This window comes from Streptomyces sp. NBC_00076 (genome assembly GCF_045041235.1).
Classification (GTDB): domain Bacteria; phylum Actinomycetota; class Actinomycetes; order Streptomycetales; family Streptomycetaceae; genus Streptomyces.
In genome coordinates this window covers 10,249,391-10,268,876 of the sequence record NZ_CP108242.1, presented here as the reverse complement: position 1 = coordinate 10,268,876, position 19,486 = coordinate 10,249,391, and the positions used below count along the sequence as shown (strand labels likewise).

General features: G+C 69.4%; 19 protein-coding genes. 6 read left to right on the top strand and 13 right to left on the bottom strand.

Going from position 1 to position 19,486, the window contains the following annotated elements:
• Positions 1–14 precede the first annotated feature (14 nt).
• The 4 genes from OHA64_RS45810 to OHA64_RS45795 all read right to left on the bottom strand — a co-directional run bounded on the left by OHA64_RS45810 (position 15) and on the right by OHA64_RS45795 (position 5,279).
• Positions 15–2,069 carry a discoidin domain-containing protein gene (locus OHA64_RS45810; protein ID WP_405624392.1) on the bottom strand — a complete coding sequence of 685 codons (2,055 nt, stop codon included), beginning with the start codon at positions 2,067–2,069 and terminating at the stop codon, positions 15–17.
• A 372-nt stretch (positions 2,070–2,441) separates the two neighbouring features.
• The gene (locus OHA64_RS45805; RefSeq protein ID WP_405623199.1) at positions 2,442–3,101 is read right to left on the bottom strand and encodes a YceI family protein; all 660 of its coding nucleotides are present in this window, start codon (positions 3,099–3,101) and stop codon (positions 2,442–2,444) included.
• Between the two features lie 232 nt (positions 3,102–3,333).
• On the bottom strand, positions 3,334–4,926 hold the full coding sequence (locus tag OHA64_RS45800; RefSeq protein ID WP_405623198.1) for a cation acetate symporter: 1,593 nt from the start codon (positions 4,924–4,926) through the stop codon (positions 3,334–3,336).
• The gene (locus tag OHA64_RS45795; protein WP_405623196.1) at positions 4,920–5,279 is read right to left on the bottom strand and encodes a DUF485 domain-containing protein; all 360 of its coding nucleotides are present in this window, start codon (positions 5,277–5,279) and stop codon (positions 4,920–4,922) included. The genes OHA64_RS45800 and OHA64_RS45795 overlap by 7 nt, the downstream gene beginning before the upstream one ends.
• Positions 5,280–6,253: 974 nt before the next feature.
• Here OHA64_RS45795 and OHA64_RS45790 point away from each other — a divergent pair.
• Positions 6,254–6,388, top strand: coding sequence for a hypothetical protein (locus OHA64_RS45790; protein WP_405623195.1), 135 nt, complete (start codon positions 6,254–6,256; stop codon positions 6,386–6,388).
• Here OHA64_RS45790 and OHA64_RS45785 read toward each other — a convergent pair.
• Complete coding sequence (locus tag OHA64_RS45785) at positions 6,362–7,891, bottom strand: MFS transporter (protein ID WP_405623194.1); 1,530 nt, start codon at positions 7,889–7,891, stop codon at positions 6,362–6,364. The genes OHA64_RS45790 and OHA64_RS45785 overlap by 27 nt on opposite strands.
• A 678-nt stretch (positions 7,892–8,569) precedes the next feature.
• On the opposite strand from OHA64_RS45785, the gene OHA64_RS45780 reads away from it, so the two are divergent.
• From OHA64_RS45780 to OHA64_RS45765, 4 genes are all read left to right on the top strand, one after another.
• A complete protein-coding gene (locus OHA64_RS45780; RefSeq protein ID WP_405623193.1) occupies positions 8,570–9,412 on the top strand; it encodes a serine/threonine protein kinase in 843 nt (280 codons plus the stop codon).
• Between the two features lie 179 nt (positions 9,413–9,591).
• A complete protein-coding gene (locus OHA64_RS45775) occupies positions 9,592–9,960 on the top strand; it encodes an SH3 domain-containing protein (protein ID WP_405623192.1) in 369 nt (122 codons plus the stop codon).
• 42 nt (positions 9,961–10,002) lie between these two features.
• A complete protein-coding gene (locus OHA64_RS45770; RefSeq protein WP_405623191.1) occupies positions 10,003–10,377 on the top strand; it encodes a peptidase M23 in 375 nt (124 codons plus the stop codon).
• Positions 10,378–10,513: 136 nt separating this feature from the next.
• The gene (locus tag OHA64_RS45765) at positions 10,514–11,023 is read left to right on the top strand and encodes a carboxymuconolactone decarboxylase family protein (protein ID WP_405623190.1); all 510 of its coding nucleotides are present in this window, start codon (positions 10,514–10,516) and stop codon (positions 11,021–11,023) included.
• Between the two features lie 306 nt (positions 11,024–11,329).
• On the opposite strand, the gene ykgO is transcribed toward OHA64_RS45765, so the two are convergent.
• The 5 genes from ykgO to OHA64_RS45740 all read right to left on the bottom strand — a co-directional run bounded on the left by ykgO (position 11,330) and on the right by OHA64_RS45740 (position 13,067).
• On the bottom strand, positions 11,330–11,452 hold the full coding sequence (gene ykgO, locus OHA64_RS45760; RefSeq protein ID WP_405623189.1) for a type B 50S ribosomal protein L36: 123 nt from the start codon (positions 11,450–11,452) through the stop codon (positions 11,330–11,332).
• A 63-nt stretch (positions 11,453–11,515) separates the two neighbouring features.
• Positions 11,516–11,779, bottom strand: coding sequence for a type B 50S ribosomal protein L31 (locus tag OHA64_RS45755; RefSeq protein ID WP_405623188.1), 264 nt, complete (start codon positions 11,777–11,779; stop codon positions 11,516–11,518).
• A 47-nt stretch (positions 11,780–11,826) separates the two neighbouring features.
• Entirely contained in the window at positions 11,827–11,991 is a 165-nt protein-coding gene (rpmG, locus tag OHA64_RS45750; RefSeq protein ID WP_405623187.1) for a 50S ribosomal protein L33, read from the bottom strand.
• Between the two features lie 133 nt (positions 11,992–12,124).
• Complete coding sequence (locus tag OHA64_RS45745; RefSeq protein ID WP_405623186.1) at positions 12,125–12,595, bottom strand: pyridoxamine 5'-phosphate oxidase family protein; 471 nt, start codon at positions 12,593–12,595, stop codon at positions 12,125–12,127.
• A 1-nt stretch (position 12,596) separates the two neighbouring features.
• A complete protein-coding gene (locus OHA64_RS45740; protein ID WP_405623185.1) occupies positions 12,597–13,067 on the bottom strand; it encodes a hypothetical protein in 471 nt (156 codons plus the stop codon).
• Positions 13,068–13,386: 319 nt separating this feature from the next.
• Here OHA64_RS45740 and OHA64_RS45735 point away from each other — a divergent pair, with 319 nt between their 5' ends.
• A complete protein-coding gene (locus tag OHA64_RS45735; RefSeq protein ID WP_405623184.1) occupies positions 13,387–14,403 on the top strand; it encodes a helix-turn-helix domain-containing protein in 1,017 nt (338 codons plus the stop codon).
• Between the two features lie 240 nt (positions 14,404–14,643).
• Here the strand turns inward: OHA64_RS45735 and OHA64_RS45730 are convergent, their stop codons facing one another.
• The 3 genes from OHA64_RS45730 to OHA64_RS45720 all read right to left on the bottom strand — a co-directional run bounded on the left by OHA64_RS45730 (position 14,644) and on the right by OHA64_RS45720 (position 19,262).
• Positions 14,644–16,926, bottom strand: coding sequence for an NB-ARC domain-containing protein (locus OHA64_RS45730; RefSeq protein ID WP_405623183.1), 2,283 nt, complete (start codon positions 16,924–16,926; stop codon positions 14,644–14,646).
• A 55-nt stretch (positions 16,927–16,981) separates the two neighbouring features.
• Positions 16,982–18,721, bottom strand: a complete 1,740-nt coding sequence (locus tag OHA64_RS45725) for a hypothetical protein (RefSeq protein WP_405623182.1) — start codon at positions 18,719–18,721, stop codon at positions 16,982–16,984.
• A gap of 304 nt (positions 18,722–19,025) precedes the next feature.
• Complete coding sequence (locus OHA64_RS45720) at positions 19,026–19,262, bottom strand: hypothetical protein (RefSeq protein WP_405623181.1); 237 nt, start codon at positions 19,260–19,262, stop codon at positions 19,026–19,028.
• Positions 19,263–19,486: the final 224 nt, after the last annotated feature.

Here is a 19,486-nt window from a genome sequence, read left to right as displayed (position 1 = left end):
GTGCCGGCCTGCCGTCAGCTGCTGTGGACGCCGACCTCGCGCAGCGAGTAGCCCCAGTCCGTGCCGCGGTCCAGGCCCACGAAGCGGACGTAGCGGGCCGGTGTACCGGTGAAGCGGGCCGTGTCCAGGCCGCCGTCGCCCGAGGTGGTGGACCAGGCGGTCCGCCAGCTCACGCCGTCGGTGGAGAGTTCGACGCGGTACGACGTCGCGTAGGCGCGCTCCCAGTCGAGCGTGACGCTCCCGACCCGGTTCGTGGAGCCCAGGTCGATCCGCAGCCACTGGTCGTCGCTCCAGTCGCTGGCCCAGCGGGTGCCCGTGTCGCCGTCCACGGCACGGCCCGGCGCGTAGCTCGTGACCGGGTTCGACTCCGACGAACTGGCCGTGACCGACGCGCCCTTGGCGAGGTTGGCGCCCGCCTGGTGCCGCTGCGTCGCGCCCCAGGTGTCGAGGTAGGACTCGGCGCCCCGGAAGAGGTCGTCCACCACGCCCTGACCGCCGACGCGCCGGATGTCCTCGATCCAGTCCGGGACGAGACCGTAGTGCGCGGCGCCGTCGGTGTTCAGGTCCCACGTGCGTCGGCCGGTGGTCTGCTTGTCGATGACGGAGCCGCCGTCGACGCTCTTGAAGGGGTAGGTGACCTTGTTGGCGGCGTCCGCGCCGCGCGGGGCCGGCCAGCCGCCGACTCCGTTCATGTCCGTGCCGAAGCCGTAGCCCACGTCGTACTTGTCGCGCAGGGCGTTCGTGCGCTTCGCCTCGGTACTGAACTTCTCGGAGCCGTACATGTACTGGGCGACGAAGCCGCCGAGGCCGTAGACCCGCTCGGTCCAGTTGAGGTCCATCCAGCTGTGCGAGGAGAGCACACCGGGGTACGACGCCGACTCGAAGATGTCGAGCACCCGGCCGGTGGCCTTGACGCTCATGTGGTCGATCTCCAGCATCATCTTGCGTTTCATCATGCCGCGGGCGGCGTACTCGCCGAGGTCGGTCAGTCCGCGCGCGTTGCACTGGGCGTCATCGTCGTACGCGGGGACCTGCACGCCCGCCGGGAGGTCTTCCTCCGCCTTGGAGGCGGCGGTGCCGATGGGGTTGTCGTGCTGGGGGCCGGTGCACTTCTCCGTCTTCCAGAAGGTGCCGGTCGACAGGAACTGCCCGACGTTGATGGCCGTTCCGAGCCCGCCCTCGTCGAAGCGGACGCCGCACAGCGCGTTGTCGAACTTGTGGCACAGGAACATGCTGCGCACACCCAGCGCGTACAGCTCGTCCAGCCCCTTGTCGATGTCGGCCTTGCTGCACTGCGCGATGTCCAGGACCTGCTTGCAGCCGAACGGCTCGGACGTCTCGACGCCCAGGACGACCGCCAACTTGCCCTGCTCGACGACCTGTCGGGCCTGAGCGCTGTCGGTGACGATCCGGAACCAGCCCTTGCCCGTGCCGCCGTACATCTTGTCGACGTAGGCCTGGAGGTCGTACGTCAGCTTCGCCTGGAGGCGGATCGACGTCATCTCGTCGCAGCTTCGGTCCTTGAAGGGGTAGATCGAGCAGATCACGCCGTTGGTGACGAGGTCGTTGACGAGCACCCGCTGGCCGCCGCGCCAGGCGCGCTCCACCCAGGCGTAGTAGTTCTGCTGGTGGGTCAGCGAGTCGTAGGCGGGCCAGTCCTTGAAGGTGGGCCAGCCGGCCGGATCGTGCTTGCCGTCACCGCCGTTGGTGATGTAGTCGAAGATCGCGAGGGAGCCGTCGGGGTAGTGCTCGGGACAGTCCTTGAGCGCGTCGGCGACGCCGGCCTCGGAGAACGTCTTTCCGCAGATGAGCCGCCCGCCGAAGCCCTCGTTGGCGAACAGGTGGTTGTGGGCGTCGACGAAGCCGCGTACCTCGCCCTGTGCGTTCGTGCCGGTGAACGGCTCACCGGTGACGTTGATCTGGGAGTCCGGCGCCGGGCGCGCGGTCGGCACCCACCAGTCGGCGCCGGCCGCCGAACTCGGCGTAGGGCCAAGGAACATGGCCAACACGAGAAGCAGCAGCGACATCAAGGTGACGTCTTTGCGTCGGCGGTACGGGCGTCCGGTCATGGTCACTGCCCACGTCCCTCGATCGGCGGGATGGCACGGTCGACGAAGGCACCCTGACTGCCCAGCGAGTTGTCATGACCGGCGCAACATATGCTGACGAGGATCGCGGCGCGCGCATTCCGAGTCAAGAGTCCGGGACGCTTGACCTGATGAGCGCGCGCTCGACCTGTTCTCCACCGTTGGGCTCGGCCGAGGGTGGGGCGGGCAGTGACGGGCGGCATGGAGAACGCCCCCGTCACTACCCAACCCCTGTCCGACCAGGCCGGTTTCGTCGCCCAGGCCCGCCGCCCGTCGCCGTCGGCTTCCCCTCGCCCGACTCGCCGGCCGCACGCGAGCACCGGAGCGATCGGCGCGCGGGTGTCGGCCGCGTGCTCAGGCGCCGGGGATGGCGCGGATAGCGGCGATGTCGAGTTGCAGGCGCACCTTCTCGCTCACCATGGCGCCGCCTTCGGCGAGTTTGGAGCTGTACGTCAGACCCCATTCGGAGCGGTTGATGGTGGTGGTCCCGTCGAAGCCGACACGTTCGTAGCCGAAGGGGTCGGTGACGTGCCCTATGTAGGTGAGTTCCAGCACGACCGGCCTGGTGACTGCCTTGATGGTCAGGTCGCCGGTCATGCGGTAGACATCGTTGCCGGACACCTCGACGGCGGTGCTGGCGAAGCGCAGGCGCGGGTAGGTCGCGGCGTCCAGGAAGTCGCGGCCCACCAGGTGGGCGTCGCGCTGTTCCACGCCGGTGTCGACGCCGGCGGTGGACACGATGATCTCCGCCTTCGAGCGAGCCGGGTCGCGACCGTCGAAGTAGAGGCGGCTCTGGTAGTCGGTGAAGGCACCGCGGACCGTCGTCACCATGGCGTGCCGCACGGAGAAGCCGATCCTGCTGTGTGCCGGGTCGATGACCCATTCTCCGGTCAGCGCCGACAGACCGGGCTCCGGAAGAACGGCCGAGGCGGCGCCCGTCGACCGGGTGTGGGGGTGGGGGGCGGCGGTGGGCTCCGGGCGTCGGAACACGTTGCCACGACTGAACAAGTTCATGATTCACCTGATTACTGCACGAGAGATCCTGCCGCAAGTCCGCACCGGTCACCGGCGCTTTCCGAAGGTACACCGCACAAACCACGCACCTCCTGGGCATGAAAGAGGAACGCAAACTCCACACATCCGCCACCGAACTCCCAGGAAGCAGCGGGAATTCCGAGTGGCGGACGCGATCTGGTCGTCAATGACTCCTTGGGGCCAAACATCCCGAATACCCCTAGGACAGGTCCTAGTCGACTCCGACGAGGGTACGGGTCTCGAAGTCCTCGTAGATTTCGGGGTCTTCGCCCCGGCTCAGTATGGAGCCGAGCCAGCCGAGGAGGAAACCGGCGGGGATGGAGATGATGCCAGGGTTCTGCAACGGGAACCAGGCGAAGTCGGCGGCCGGGTAGAGCGACGCGGGGGTGGAGGAGACGACGGGAGAGAAGACGACGAGCAGTACGGAGCACAGCAGGCCTCCGCAGAGACTGAGCAGAGCGCCCTGTGCGGTGAAGCGCCGCCAGAACAAGGTGTACACGAGCGTCGGCAGGATGGCGGACGCGGCGATGGCGAAGGCGAGGAACGCCAGCGTGGCCGTGTTCGCGCCCCAGGAGATCAGCGCGAGCAGCATGCCGAGGACACCGATGACGGCCGCGGAGAGCCGGGCCACGGCCAGTTCCTCCGTCTGTTTCGCCCTGCCCTTGCGGATCACCTCGCCGTAGACGTCATGAGCGAGAGAGGAGGCCGCGGCCAGGGTGAGGCCGGCCGCGACAGCCAGCAGCGTCACGAAGGCCAGACAGGACAGCAGGGCGGTGAGGACACCGCCCCCAAGGGCGTGCGCCAGCAGCAGGACGGCGGCGTCTCCCTTGCGGTCGGTCTGCACGATGGTGTCCCGGCCCACGATGGCGGTGGCGCCCAGGCCGAGAATGCCCGCGGCCAGGCAGACCAGGCTGACCAGCCCCATGGCCCACACCACCGAGGAGCGCAGGACGCTGCCCGACTTCGGGGCGAGCAGCCTCATCATCACGTGCGGAAGGGCGGCCAGGCCGAGCACGATGGCCAACTGCAGGCTGAGGAAGTCCAGTTTGCTGTTGGTGCTCGCGCCGTAGCGCAGCCCGGGCTTCAGGAACCGGGTTCCCGAACCGCTGTTGTCCGCGGCGGCGGCGAGCAGGGCGCCCACGTTCCAGTCGAAGTGCTGCAGGACCATCACGGCCGTGACACTGACTCCCGAGACCAGCATCACGGCCTTGACGATCTGGATGAACGTGGCTCCGGGCATACCCCCGATGGCGGCGTAGACGATGACGATGGTGCCGATGACGACGACGCACAGGGTGCGGGTGGCGGGACTGGGCTCGCCGGTGAACTGGGTCAACAGAGCCACGCTGCCGACGAGTTGGGCCACCAGGTAGAGGGTGGCGATGGTCAGCGTGCAGACCGCCAGGGCTAGCCGCACAGGCCGCTGCTTGCGTGGCAGGCGCAGCGCCAGCGTGTCTCCCAGGGTGAACCTGCCGGTGTTGCGGAGGGGTTCGGCGATCAGCAGCAGGACCATCATCCAGGCGACGGCCGTGCCGCACAGGTACAGCAGTCCGTCGTACCCGGTCAGGGCGACCAGCCCGGTACTGCCCAGCAGCGTCGCGGCCGACAGGTAGTCCCCGCACATCGCGAGCCCGTTCCGCAGCGGTGTCATGGTGCGGTCACCGAGGTAGAACTCGCTGATCTCGTCGCGTTGGGGTGCGGTCAGCAGAGCCGTGAACAGGGAGACCACGACCACGGACAGAAAGAGTACGAGCGTCAGTTGCAGACTGAAGCGATCTTCGACCGCGGCTGAGGTCGTCACCACGGGCGGTACTCCCCCGCTCCGGGGGCCACCGGCGGCTCGGCCGTCGCACGCCCTCGCGCCGCGACCTCCTCCTGGTGACGGGCCAGTCCACGCAGCCCGCGGGCCACCGGTGCGACGCGGGTACGCATATGGACGAGGTAGCGCCACACGATCACGGCCATCAGCACGAACTGCCCAAGGCCCAGGGCCAGTCCGAGAGTGAAGTGGCCGCTCAAGGACACGTTCATCAGGTCGGGCACGAAGCTGGACAGCAGGACGTACGAGAGGAATCCACCCACGGCGACGGCTGTCGCCCTGACAGAGAATCGACGGTGGGCGCGACGGAGTGACTCATAGGCGGGATCGTGGGACACGGATCGAAGCTCGGCATGTCCGGGGGCCGCGTCGGGATGTGGCGACGGTCCGCCGAACGGCGTGGAGTGCCCTGACAATATGCACCTTCTTTGCTGCTCGTCGCCGCGCATCCGACTCGTTCGAGCTGCCGACCCAGCGGCTCAAGGCGCGCGCCGAGGCGCACCCGAGTCATTCCCTGTGCGGACTTGTGGGGGGTTCGTGAATACGAAATTCGCGTGCTTCGAATGTCCGTGAGACTGGTGCCTTGTTCGGCGTCCGGCCGATACGTCGGGGGGTGGCGACGCCGGCCGGGAGGGGATTGTCGCAGCGCACCCGTTGAACAATCAACCGGCAGACAGATTGTTTTTGACGCTGACTCATTCACATGGCGAGGCGTCCGGACTCACTGCTGGACGGCCTGCGGAAAGGACGCCCTTCGGAATAGGTCTGCACCTTTTTCCAGGGTCAGGTTGGCTCAAATGCAGTGCTCAGCTTTTGTACGCGACAGGTCCAGGACGAGGGCTGCGGCCCATGAGGGCGCCGACGCCGCGAGCAGTTCGTGTTCGGTGCACTGGGTCTGACCCTCGCCGCCCTCGCCCACCCCGCCATGGTCGGGGCAGTTTTTCGCCTCTCATGACTCTTCGGCACAGCCGCCGTCGGCGCGCTCTCCATGCTCCCCGGCGGTCGCGTTCGCGTCCTTGCGGCGAGCTGAGGAAGGGGTGCCTACATGCGGAAACCCCACCCCGCTGGGCGGGATGGGGTTCCTGTTCGAGCGCTGGGCAGGCCTTGCACCTGCATCTCCCCGCAGGAAGCGGGGCGTCTTTCCTTGGACCACCAACGCATCGTCGGACACCGGAAGTTCGGCGCCGCGTTCTGGATCAAGCTTACCCCAGGCTGGAGGTTGCGCGAACCCACACTCGCACCGCGGCGGCTGTCGTGTCGCGGCGTGCCGGTGGTGGCTGCTTGGGGGAGGCGGGACCCTCCCGGACGGGGCGTGGACACCTCGAACGCCACCGGGGCGTCCGAGCTGTACGCCCGCCACGGGATGGATGTGCACCACGCCGTGGCCGCCTGGGAGACGGCCCTCGGCCGAAGCACCGGCTCAGCGGACTCCGGTGGTTTCGCGTGACACCCGGTACAGGTCCGTGCTGGTGCTGATCAGTTCCCGCTGTTCCTCCCGCGAACCGACCATCGGCTGCGAGCCGTTCAGCGGTACCTGGGCGCTCTCCGGCAGGAACTTCACCGTCACCAGGCCGATGACCCCGGCCAGCATCAGGTAGTAGGCGGGCATCAGATCGTCGCCGGTGACGCTGACCAGCGCCTCGGTCACGAGCGGAGTGGTGCCGCCGAAGGCGGCGACGGCGAAGTTGAAGCCGATGCCCATGGCCGCGTAGCGGACGGCGGTCGGGAACAGGGCGGGCAGGGTGGCGGCGCTCGGTGCGGCGAAGCAGCCCAGCAGGGTGGAGAGGATGAGCACGCCGAAGATGGGTGCCCACGTTCCCTCCGCCTTGATCAGCAGGAAGGACGGGACGGCGAGGACGATCATCGCGGCCGCCGCCACACCGTAGAGGGGCCGTCGGCCGACCCGGTCACTGAACCGGCCGAGGAAGGTGATCAGCAGCACGATCCACACCATGCCGATCAGCACCAGGACGTCCGCGGAGCTGCTCGAGCGGTGCAACGTCTCCGTCTGATAGGTGGGCAGGAAACCGGTGACCATGTAGTTGGTCACGTTGTAGAGCAGTACGAGGCCCATGCAGATCAGCAGCGGCCGCCAGTGGTCCTTGACGATGCTCCGCAGCTCGCTGCCCGCCGACTCCTGGGCGAGGCTCTTCTCGTGTTCGTCCAACTGCTGCTGGAACGCCGGGGATTCCTCCAGCTTGAGCCGCATGTACAGACCGATCACCCCGAGCGGCCCGGCGATCAGGAAGGGGATCCGCCAGCCCCAGGAGAGCATCTCCGCGTCGGTGAGCAACAGGTTCAGCACGGTGACCAGGGCGGAGCCGAGGGCGTAGCCGGTGAAGGTGCCGAAGTCGAGCCAGCTGGAGAGGAAGCCTCGGCGGCGGTCCGGGGAGTACTCGGCGACGAAGGTGGTGGCGCCGCCGTACTCGCCGCCGGTGGAGAAGCCCTGGACCATGCGGGCGAGCAGCAGCAGGATGGGCGCCGCGATGCCGATGGTGCCGTAACTCGGGATCAGGCCGATGGCGAAGGTGCCGACCGCCATCATGATCATGGTGGTGGCGAGTACCTTCTGCCTGCCGACCCGGTCACCCAACGGGCCGAAGATGAGGCCGCCGAGGGGGCGCACCACGAACGCCGCGGCGAAGGTCGCGAAGGAGGAGATGACCTGGGCGGCCGGTGAGGCGCCAGGGAAGAACACCTTGCCGATGGTGGCGGCGAGGTAGCTGTAGACGCCGAAGTCGAACCATTCCATGCAGTTGCCGAGCGCCGAGGCGCCGACCGCACGCCTCAACAGCGGCGGTTCGACGACCTGGACGTCCTCCTCGCGGAAGGCGCGCTTGTTCCGTCGCAGCCGTCGGGTCAGTTCTTCCCGGACCTGCTGCGGCAGCTTGGCAACGGACTTCGGAAGGTTTCCCTTGCTCGGCGGATTGGGCTGTTCCTCAAGATCCACGTCTGCCACAATTTGCCGCCTTTCTACCGACTTCGTCTGTGTCACGCCGATCGTCCGGCGCACGTCAGTGCTGCTGCCCGGGTTTGCGCGTGCCACACAGCAAACGATCACGTCGCTGGCGGGCGCGGCGGCGGATGCTCGTCCTCGACCCCGCCGATGCGGAGCTGCGGCGGCCCGTCGGCGATCGCATACCTCGGCGAGTCCGCGGCGTAATCGCGCTCGGTGCGCACCTGGCCTCCACGGCCGTGTTCCTGGACGATCAGGGGGATTTGGCGACGCCTTGGTCGCACGGGTAGCGGGTCGTGCGCGTCGGACCGTAGTTCCGCCGGGTTGGGATGTCCCGGAATCCCGCAGGAGTCGTCCAAGTCGCATTCGGTTGGCGAACCCTTCGTGGACCGGCGGGGTTCACCGACATTGCTGCACCGAGGTCAGGAGGGGTCACCAGGCCACTCGCGCGGGCATCGCGGAAACGACGACGGCGGCTGATCTTTCCGGGCCTACGGGCAGCGGTCATTCGCCGGCGCGACAGGCTTCGCCGGAACCGTAGGGACCGGATGTTCGGATCCTGTCGGGAGGGCGCGTTCCCGAGAACAAGTGGTGGAGAACGGCCTGTTGCGACTCTCGGGAATGTCCACGGGGCCTTTAGGATTTCGACGACCACGACGGGGGAAGTGTGTAATGGACACCGTTATCGTGCAGTTGCCCGACGAAACAGCGGCGCACCACAGCGGAATTCACCGGAAGCCGCGGCTGATCCACATGGGGCCCGGTGAGACGAAGGACTTCGGCCGGGGGGCGCCCGGCGACGCGCCCGCCATCGTGCTGGCCGATCCAGGGGTGTCGCGCCTTGCGGGACGCATCGAGGCCGCCGGGGACTTCTGGCGCCTGTCGAACTTCAGCGCCACCTCCACCTATGTGGTGGAGAACCTCGAAGGGGCCGGCGAGTACATCAAGGTCGCCCCGGGACGGCTCGGCGCCCCCGTTCCGTTCGAGTTCTCCAGAGTGGTACTGCCCGCGCTGGACGGCACCTCGACGTTCAAGGTCTTCGCACCGCAGCACGCCTACGCGCCGGACGGGGCGGGTCCCGACCACGGGGAGCGGACCGTCAGTCCCTTCTCCCTCGACCCGACATCGAAGTACTTCCTGGTCCTGGTCGCGTTGTGCGAGCCGAGGCTGCGCAGTTCCTCCGGTGCGGCCCTGCCCGGCGCCGGGGAGATCGTCGAGCGGCTGCGTCCTCTGGAGTCGTGCGGTGACCTGACCCGCTCGGCGGTGAACTACCACATCGACTATCTGACGGCCGCGAAGCTCCGGCTGCGGAGCGTCCACGAGGACGACCTGCCGGCGGCCGGCCCGAGGGACGGCGGGCGGGTGGGTGCCAAGCGCGAGGACGTGGTTACGCTGGCCCTGCGGTTCAACCTGGTGCGCGAGGAGCACCTCGCGCTGCTGCCCAGGCGCACCTCCGCGCCGTGCCCGGCGACGGCACCCGAGGTGGCGGCGCCACCGGCTCCCGCGCACCGCTGACCGCTGACCGCTGACCGCTGACCGCCCGCAAACGAAGGCCGCTGACTCCCGCACCTACACCGCTGTCCTCGCGCGGGTCCCTGACATGTGTCAGGAACCGCGGGGCCTCTCCTCTCCCTATCGTGCTGAGTGCCGGCCAGGTGCCGCGCAGACCACATGACCACAGGGGGAAACACAGCATGCCCACTCGCACCATCGCCAGGGCCGCACTCGTCGGCGCCGGCGCGCTCGCCCTGCTCGGCCCGATCGCGGCCACGTCCGCCGTCGCCGCCCCCGACCGGGGCTCCGCCACCGCACTGGCGGCTCCGTACGCGGTCGAGCCGTACGAGACGGTCAACGTCCGCTCGGGCCCGGCGACCTCGTACGACAAGGTCGGCAGTGTCGCGGCCGGCCAGCCGCGCGGCGCCTACTGCTGGAAGCACGGCGAGACCATCCGCGACAACGGCTACGTCAACGACGTCTGGGTGCAGCTCGTCGAGGGCTACGTCAGCGCCGTCTACCTCAAGGGCGACCAGTACGGCGGACTGCCCGCCTCCGCGACCTGCTGAACCGTCCGTACGAGCATCATCCACCTCATGGGGGACCCACACATGCAGAGTCTGATACGTCGCTCCGCCACCGCCCTGGCCGTCGCCGCGCTCGCCACCGGCGCCCTCGCCACCACGGCACAGGCCGCTCCGGCCACCGCCGACGGCGGTGACCCGACCCTCACCGACGTCTACATCTGGGCGACCGACGTCAACCTGCGCGCGCAGCCGACCACCTCTTCCGCGGTGCTCGCCGTCCGCTCGACATACTGGCTGGACGCCGTGTGCCAGAAGCAGGGCCAGACCATCACCGACCCCGCCGTCGGGACGAACAACTGGTGGACCGCCGTCCAGGAGTTGTCCGGCAGTGACATCGCCTATGTGAACAACCTGTACCTGCGGGGCGGCCAGAAGATCGCGGGTGTCCCGGACTGCTGACCTCGGTCCGCACGCCGCCGCACCCGCTGCCGTTCTGCGTGCCTGCTCGCCCGGCCCCGGCCCGCCTTCCCGGCGCGGTCGGGGTCTTCGGCGCGTGATAAGACGATCAGCGAGACATCGCGATCAAGGAGCGCACGTGACAGAAGCGGCACCGGCGACCACCGGCGGACGGGTCTTCGTCGACAAACAGAGCCCCGAGGCGTACCACGCCCTGACCGCTACGGCCGAGGCCGTTCGGGGAGTGGCCGCCGCCGCGGGACTGGACCGGCTCCTCGTCGAGCTCGTCAACATCCGGGTGTCGCAGATCAACGCCTGCGCGTACTGCCTCAACCTGCACACCAGGGCCGCGCTGCGGGCCGGCGAGACCTCCCAGCGTCTGGGGGTCCTTCCGGCCTGGCGGGACACCCAGTTGTTCACGCCCCAGGAGCGGGCCGCGCTCGCACTGGCCGAGGCCACCACGCGTCCGGCGGACATCGCGGCGCAGGAGAGCGCCTGGGCCCAGGCGCGGGCGGTGCTGTCCGACGACGAGATATCGGCGGTGATCTGGGTGGCGATCACGATCAACGCCTTCAACCGGGTCTCCGTCATGAGCAAGCATCCCGTGCGCGGTGTTCCCGCGCCGACATCGCCGCCGTCATCGGCCTGACGGCGATGTGGCGCCGGCCTGGGCCCGGGGGCGTGGGCTTGGCCGAGCGGAACGGGCGCGCGGACCGGGCGCGCGGACCGGGCCGGTCGGCGGCGCGTCACGGGCTCGGTCCGCGGCGCCTGACAGGGCTTCGCGCATCCGCATCTCCGCGGGTGGGGTCGGACCCCTTGCATTCCAGGTCCTTGCTCCGGCGGCCCCTACTGCCGACCTGCGCGCGCCCGGCGGGGCGCGCGTCGCCGGTTCGTCGTGGCGGTCGTCCCGGCCGCCACGAGGCGCGGGCCGGGCCGACCGGGTGGACGCGCTGTGTCAGCCTTGGCGGGCCTTGAAGCGCGGGTCCTTCTTGTTGATCACGAATGTCACGCCCCGGCGGCGCACCACCTGGGCCCCGGGCCTGGACTTCAGCGAGCGCAGCCAATTGCGCACCTTCATGTACGTGCCTCCTCCTGCTCGAACACACTTTCCACTCCGACGGCCTCGACCGTAGTTGCCTGGTCAGTGGCGGACGGTGGTCACTGTGTCTCCGTAGCGTCGCCGGAACCGCTCCACCCGGCCCGCGGTGTCCACGACCCGCGAGGCGCCGGTGTAGAAGGGGTGTCCGGCCGAGGAGATCTCGACGTCGATCAGCGGGTAGGTGGAGCCGTCCGTCCACTCGATCGTCCGCGACGTTCGTGCGGTCGAGCGGGTGAGGAACGTGGCTCCCGCCGCGCGGTCGCGGAAGACGACCGGGCGGTAGGCGGGGTGGATGTCGGACCTCATGGTGTTTTCCTTTCTCACGCCCGTCCGGTGGGGTGCGGTGATCGCGGTCATCGCTCCTCGCGGAAGGTGACGTGCTCCCCGGCCACCGGGTCGTACTTGCGCAGGACCAGTCGGTCGGGGTCGTTGAGGCGGTTCTTGCGTGTCACGTAGGTGACTCCGGTCCCGGCCGTCGACCTGAGTGTGACGACGGGACGCGCGGTGGTGCGTGCCATGAGGTCCTCCTTCCGCCCACATCACGGACTTCTTGGCCCGTGCATGTCAGCTACGTGGGTCACAACGCCGTCCCCCGCCCGTGCATTCCCGACTCCTCTCCCCGGGCGATGGGCAGCTCGGGTTCCGAGCGCGTCAGGTGAGGCGGACCGGGACGCGGTGGTCCGGTCGTCCGTCCTTGGCGAGGATGGAGTGGTCCTCGGCCACCGCGCGGTAGAGCCGCAGGCCGGAGGCGACCTGTACGTCGCGGGCCGTCCACACCTGGCCCCCGTGTACGACCGAGCGGCGGGAGAAGACCTCGATCGCGGCGTCCGTGTCCGGCCCCTCCACCACGGCGGCGACGGCCGACAGGTAGACGCCCTGACCGCAGCCGATCGGTACCGAGGAGTCGAAGACCACGATGCCCACCTGGGGTCGCACCGCGATGTTGCGCGAGTGGGCGGCCTCCGGCGCGGAGACCCAGAAGAACTCCCTGAATCCCCGGTGGGCGAAGTACACGGGCGAACTCCACGGTGTGCCCGTGCGGTCGGCTGTGGCGAGCACCAGGTACCGGTTCGTGTCGATCACCGCGCGGGCGATCTCGGCCGGCGATGCACCGGTCACCATGTCAGCGGCTCCTGCGATAGGTGACCGTGAAGTCCCGCTCCCAGGCGGCCGGGCCGCCGGTCGGCGATGTCTCCCAGGTGCCATGGATGGTGTCGCCGTCGTCATCGACATCCCCGGTGAACCGCTGCCGGAACGCCAGAGGGGAGAAGTCCGGCGTCTCCCGCAGCAGCCTCCACATCCCGTCGGCGAAGGTCATCGCGTACAGCCGCACGACGCCGCGCGAATCGAAGTAGTGCTGGGTGTACGCGCCCGTCTCGGGGTCGACCGCGATGATCGCCATGCTGTCCGGTGCCTCGGCAATGGGGATCTTGGTGTGCTGGATCAGGAACCGTCCGTCCAGGGTCCACTCGAACACGCTGTGTGCGACGGGCGCCGCCAGGCCCGGAAAGTCGGCCTCCACGCCCCACGCTCCGACCAGAACGTCCAACCTCCGCAGGGATTCCTGCCGTGCCGATTCTTCCGTCGCGCTCATCGCGCATGCCTCCTCGCGGTCGTCGGATCTCCTCGAAGGGGGGACCTCGGTGGCGGGAGGAACTCATCGGTCGTACCGCGTCCCTCTTGCTGTTCTGCCTTGTTCTCCTTGTTCTCCTTGTTCTACTTGTTTTGCCTTGTTTTGCCTGGTTCCTCTGTTCCGGGCTGCTCCCCTGTTCCGTCTTGTTCTCCCTTGTTCCTCCTTGTTGTTCCTCCTTGTTGTTCTTCCTGTTGTTCTTCCTGGCGCGGGGAGTGGGCGCGAGGTGTGATGGATGGCGCCGCACGGTCGTGGTCGCGTCAGGATCCATCAAGGAGTCGCCATGAGCATCACCCTGTCGACCTCTTCGCTGTCCCCGTCCGACCGCGCGGAGTTCTGGCGTGACGCCGTGTCCCACACGTTCATCCCGCTGGACGTCGAGCTGTACGAGGCCCAGCCGTCCGCGGCGACGATCACCAGCCATCAGCTGGGACCGCTCCAGGTCTCGTCCGTCTCGGCGGGACCGCAGAAGGTCGTACGGGATCGCCGGATGATCGCGCGGGGCGGCGAGAGCCACCTCACGCTCACGATTCAGCACCACGGCACCGCCCGGCTGGAACAGGACCGGCGTGAGGCGTTCCTGGAGCCGGGGCAGTTCGCCCTGTCCGACTCCGCACGGCCCTTCCTGAAGGAGCTGCCGGCGAAGTTCGGTTTCACGGCGTTCCATCTGCCCCGCACCGCGCTCAACGTGACCGACGGGGACTTACGGGCCCTCACCGCCACCGTGTTCTCCCCCACCGGCGGCTGCGTCGGCGTCGTGGCGGCCTATCTGGGAGCGCTGGCCCGCGACGCGGCCGGGGTCCCACCCGAGGCCGGACGCCAACTGGGGCTCACCGCCTGTGACTTGCTGGCCACCCTGATCCGGGAGCGTCAGGATCGGCAAGCTCCTCAGGCCCCCGAGGCGACCCGCGCCATGCTGGTCCGCGTCAAGGACCACGCGCTGAGGCATCTGATGGATCCCGGGCTGTCGCCCCAGTCGATCGCGGACGCGCACCACGTCTCGGTCCGGTACGTGCACAAGCTCTTCGAGTCCGAGGACACCACGCTGGCCAGGTGGATCCAGACACGTCGGCTGGCCATGTGCCGTCGGGACCTGGCACGCCACTCGTCACGCGGGCTCGGCGTGGCGTCCGTGGCCCGGCGTTGGGGTTTCGTCAGTCCCGCGCACTTCAGCCGCGCCTTCCGGGCCGCGTACGGCGTGTCGCCCAGCGACTGGCAGGCGACGGCGCGCGCGAGCGAGCACACGCGGACTCCGGCGGACGGGCCGCGACCGGCATACGCGGACGCTGACCAGGGATGAGCGGATGCCGACCGGACCCACGCGGGCTCTGCCCCGGCGTACGCGGACGACGACGGGGCCCTCACGAACGACGCCCCGTCGAGGGCCGCACGACCGTCGAGCCGGCCCGCACGACCATCGAGCCGCCGTAGACGCACGCCCCTGCACAAGCCGACAGATCGACAGACCAACAAGCCGACACGCCGACACGCCGACACGCCGACACGCACAGCCTGCCCAAGCAGGCCCCGCACCCCCGCCTCAGTCCGTGGCCCCGCCCTGCTCCAGCCACCTCTCCCGCAGGCTGTTCGCCTCGTCCAGCCATCGTTCGGACCTGGCCTCGCTGAAGCAGCGGACGGCGTCCTCGATCATCTTTGTCGCCTCGTCCCGCCGGTTCAGCGCCCACAGAGCTCGCGCCTTGCGCATCGCCGGCACGCCGCGGTTGAGCGGAACACCGACCCGGGCGTCCCGCTCCAGCGCGCGGTCGCAGGTCTCGATCGCCGCCTCCCAGCGTCCGAGGTCCAGCAGTGCCAGAGCCTTGCCGCTCAAGGCGTTCATGGCCGTGACGTCGGCGATGTGCGGCGCCGGGGCGGTGGCCGGGTCGCTCACCCACGCCACGGCGGTGTCGAAGGTCTCGACGGCTTCCTGGAAGCGCCCCGCCGCGCGCAGGTTGAGGGCGAGGCCCATGAGGGCCTGCGGGTGTCCCTCCCTGTCCCCCGCGGCGGCGAACAGGGCGACCGCGCGCCGGGCCTTGTCGACAGCCACACCGAACTTCCCCGAGTCCGTGGCGGCGTAGGTGGCGTACGTCAGTGACCACGCCTCCTGCACGGGGTCATTGGCCTGCCTGGCGAGCTCGGCGGCCTCCAGGGCGAGGGCCATGCCGTCGGCGGGCCGTCCGAGGCAGCTGTTGAACGCCCAGGCGAGGTAGTTGGCATGGGTGGCTTCGAGACCGGGGTCACCGAGTGCATGGGCGGCGGCTCGCGAGAGCGCGAAGACGGTGTGCCAGTGTCCCCAGTGGATCCAGCGGTCGGAGAACCAGTGCATGGACTCCGCGACCTCGACGACCCTGCGGTGTTCGCCGGCCGCCGCCGCGCTGCGCAGGGCGGCGAACCAGTTGGCGCTCTCCGTCCGCAGCCAGTCCTGGGCGGCCGGTGCGTGGCGCAGGTCGACGAGCGGATCGTCGACGGTCCGTGGGCCGACGACCGGTTCGAACCACTGCCCGGCGCTGCAGGCCGTGTCCAGGAGCCAGGTGTGCAGGGCGGTGCGGGCCGCCTCCCGTTCCTCGGCGCTTTCCTCCTCGCTCAGGCGCTGGTGCGCGTACAGCCGGACCAGGTCGTGGAAGGCGGCCCGGTCATCGCCGGCGGCGTTCAGCAGGCCGAGTTCGATGAGCTCGTCCGTCAGCTGTTCCACCTGCGCGGGCCCTAAGGAGGTGAGTGCCGCTCCGAGGGCGGGAGCGAAGTCGGGGCCCGGTACCAGGGAGAGCCGCCGGAACAACTTCCGGGCAGGCTCGGCCAGTTGCTCGTAGGAGAGGGTGAAGGCCGTTTTGATCCGGAGGTCTCCGGCGGTCAGCCGGTCCAGGCGCAGGTCCTCGGCGGCGAGCCGGGCGGCCAGGCTGGTCGCGGTCCAGGCCGGACGGCTCACCAGGCGGTTGCCCGCGATACGCAGGGCGAGCGGCAGGCCTCCGCAGAGGTCGGCGATGCGCTGCAGGGAGGCGGTGTCCTGCTCGTCCGTCCCGGAGCCCGGTCGGTCCCCGGTGATCGTCTCCAGCAGGGCGGTGGCCGCGTCGGCCGCGAGAGGGGACGGTACGAGCCGGCGTGCGTGCTCGATGCCTGTCAGGGCGCGGCGGCTGGTTGTCCAGAAGGTGCAGGTCCCTTCGCCCGGCAGCAGCGGGCGCAGGTGCGCCTCGTCGGCGGCGTTGTCGAGGATCACGAGAACGTTCTTGTCGCGGATCAGACGACGGTGCAGCACCTGGCGTTCCTCGAGGTCCGCCGGCAGGTCGCGTTCCCGTACGCCCAGAGCCTTGAGCAAGCGGGCCAGCGCCTCATGAGGGGCGAGGGGCTGGGCGTCCAGGCCGCGCAGATTGATGAACAGGCATCCGTCCTCGTACCGCTTCGCCTGCCGGTGGGCGGCCTGGACGACCAGTGTCGTCTTGCCGAGCCCCGGAGCTCCGCTGATGATGACGGCGTGCGTGCCCGCTCCCGGTCCCCCGACCGTGTCGAGCCAGCGGATCTCCTCGTCGCGGCCGGCGAAGTCGGGGATGGGCGGAGGGAGGTCGCACAGTCCGGACGGCGTGCGTCGGGTGCGGCGACGGCCGTCGCGGGCTGCGGCGAGCAGGGCGTCGGCGTCTTCCGGCCGGAGGCCGAGGGCGGTGGCCAGGGCCTGGACGGTGCGCGCCTGTGGTCCTCTGCTGTGCCCCCGCTCCATGTCGCCGATGGCGCGATCACTGACGTCCGAGGCCTCGGCGAGCTCCTCCAGCGTCATGCCCGCCGCATGTCTGAAGCCGCGAAGCAACGGACCCAGGGCGTCCGGTTGCGGACCGACCACGACGGCGCTTTCCTCTCATCGGCGACGTCCCAGCCTAGAGGACGGCCGACGGTGCTCAGTCCCCGCAGCAGTGGCCCACCCCGCCCGTTCCGGAGCTCGGAACGGTGCCGGTATCGGTGTCCGTGTCCGTGTGGGTGTCCGTGGTCTCGGAGCCGGTGCCGAGGCGGCAGTAGCACGACGCCTCGACCGGTACGTCGGCCGACGCGGCGGCGATACGCAATTGCTGGGCGACGATCCGGGCCTCGCCCGTCCTGCCCAGGCGTACCAGGCACTCGTGGAGGCCGTGCAGGGCCCAGACGTTGCCCGGGTGCTGGAGGGCCCTCGGGAGCGTGTCGTCGAGGCCGAGGTCCGCCCGGTAGACCGCCTCGGCCTCGACGACGCGCCCCTGTTCGAGGAGTAGGGCCCCATACGCGTGGCGGGTCGGCTGCATCCAGCCCCAGGGCTCGTCGTAGGGGAGGTTGTCGTCCAGTGCGATCGACCGTTCGAGCGCGGCGAAGGCGGCCTCGTGGTGGCCTTTGCGGTACTCCAGTTCGCCGTCGAGCATCGCGGAGGCGATCGCGAGGATGTCGGCGCACGTGTTGTTGAACAGCATGCGGGTCTCGGGGACCCGGGCAGCCGCCTCGTGGAACAGTCGCCGTTCGGCCTCCGCCTCGGGGACCCGATGGGTGGCGGAGAGGGCGACGCCCCGGGCGTAGTGGAGCATCGCGGTCGTCACGCAGTACAGGTCCGGGTCGGCCGGCAGGGGCCGCCCGAGGATGTCCTCCCAGCGGCCGAAGCGGATCAGGGCGTGCACCCGCATGGCGAGGAAGGCCTCGAGCCAGTCGGCCATGGGCGGGCTCTGTACACGCAGCAGGTCCTCCGGAATGGACGCCTCCAGTTGCTCGGCGGTCTCCAGGGCGACCTCGGACTGGCCGAGGAACATCGCGCCGTAGATCTTGAAGTGGTAGTTGTGCGACCGATACAGGGTGTAGAAGTTCATCGCCCCGGAGCGTGCGTGGACCTTCTCGTCGGCGATGATCGCGGCGCTGTTGTCCGACACCACGCGTCGGTAGTCGCCGCAGAGCACCTCCAGGTGCGAGGGCATGTGGTGGAGGTGACCGGCGTCGGGCACCAGACCGCGCAGCCGGTCGGCGACGGGCAGGGCCAGCTCGGGGGCCGGCGACATCTCCATCAGGTGGATGTACAGGTGCAGGACGCCCGGGTGCCGCCTTCCGGCGTCGGTGGCGAGCGCGCGCTCCAGGACGGTCTTGGCCTCCGAGGTGCGGGCCCCGTCGGCCGGCTCACCGGTGCGCAGGTCCCACAGTTGCCAGGGGGTGAGGTTCATCAGCGCGTCGGCGTACAGCGTGGCGATGTCCGGGTCGTCGGGGGCGAGGGCGTGGACGGCGCGCATGCTGTCGGCGTAGGGCGTGTTCCACACCGAGCAGTCCGCGACCGGCTGGGCCTGCGGATACCGGGCGCGCAGCGCGCCGATCAGCGCCCGCTCCACCGGGGTGGCACCGCCGGCCTTCGCATGGGCCAGTTCGACGGCGGCGTGGGTACGGTCGACGGTCCTGGTCAGTTCCTGGCCGTCGAAGAACTCCCAGGGCTTGTTGTAGTTCGGGCCGAGGGCGTAGGCGATGCCCCAGTAGGCCATGGCGCAGTCGGGATCGGCCTCGGCCGCCGTCTCGAAGCAGGCGACGGCCTCCTCGTGGTGGAAGGCGTACGTCCACAACAGTCCCCGGTCGAACCACAGTTGGGCCTCGGCGGACGGAGTCGTCACGGAGCGGCCGTACGGGCCGAGATCGTAGTACCCCATGCGTCACTCCTGACTGTGCTGCCGCTCGGCAGGTCCGGTCCCGGAGCCGATTTTCCCCGATCTGAGCCTCTTCGTGCCGGGAATCTCCTCGCGGGCCCCCTTGGAGTGTCGACGTGCGACCGGAGCGTCGACGTGCGACTCGAGTGTCGTCGTTCTACGACGATCACTCCCGGGGTACGACGACGGTCGCTCCCGGGGTACTACGACGGTCACTTCCGGGAAGCGGCGAGCGCCCGACCTCACGCGCCGACGGCCCGGCCACCGGAAGCCTCCGTGGTGACCGGGCCGTCGGGATACGCCGGCGTCAGCCGCCGTCGAGTCGCGATCGCAGGAGCCCCTTGCCCAGTTCGGCACCCTTGCGGCTGTCCGCCTGGGCCTTGCGGAACAGGTCGGCGACCTCGGTGTCCTTCTCGCGCTCCGCGTCCTGGATGTAGGAATCCAGTCGCAGCGCGTTGTTGAGGCACGCCTCCACATACCAGATCAGGTTGTAGTCCTTGTCCGGCGTACCGGTCACGCCGCCGGTCTCCGTGCTGCTGGTCATGAAGATCCCCTCCAGCGCTCGTCGTCGTTCCGGAGTCGGACGAGTACCCGCCGGCTCCACGAGGGAACATGGCGGACGCAGACCGGGGACGGTTTCCGCGGAGGCCTTCGACAACCGGGCGAATTCGTCCGGTGACGGTGTGTACCGCACGGGTGCGCGACCGGTCCCCCGTTCCGGTCGTGCCCCATGCGGTGCGTAGAACTTACGTCCCAGGCAGAACCGTT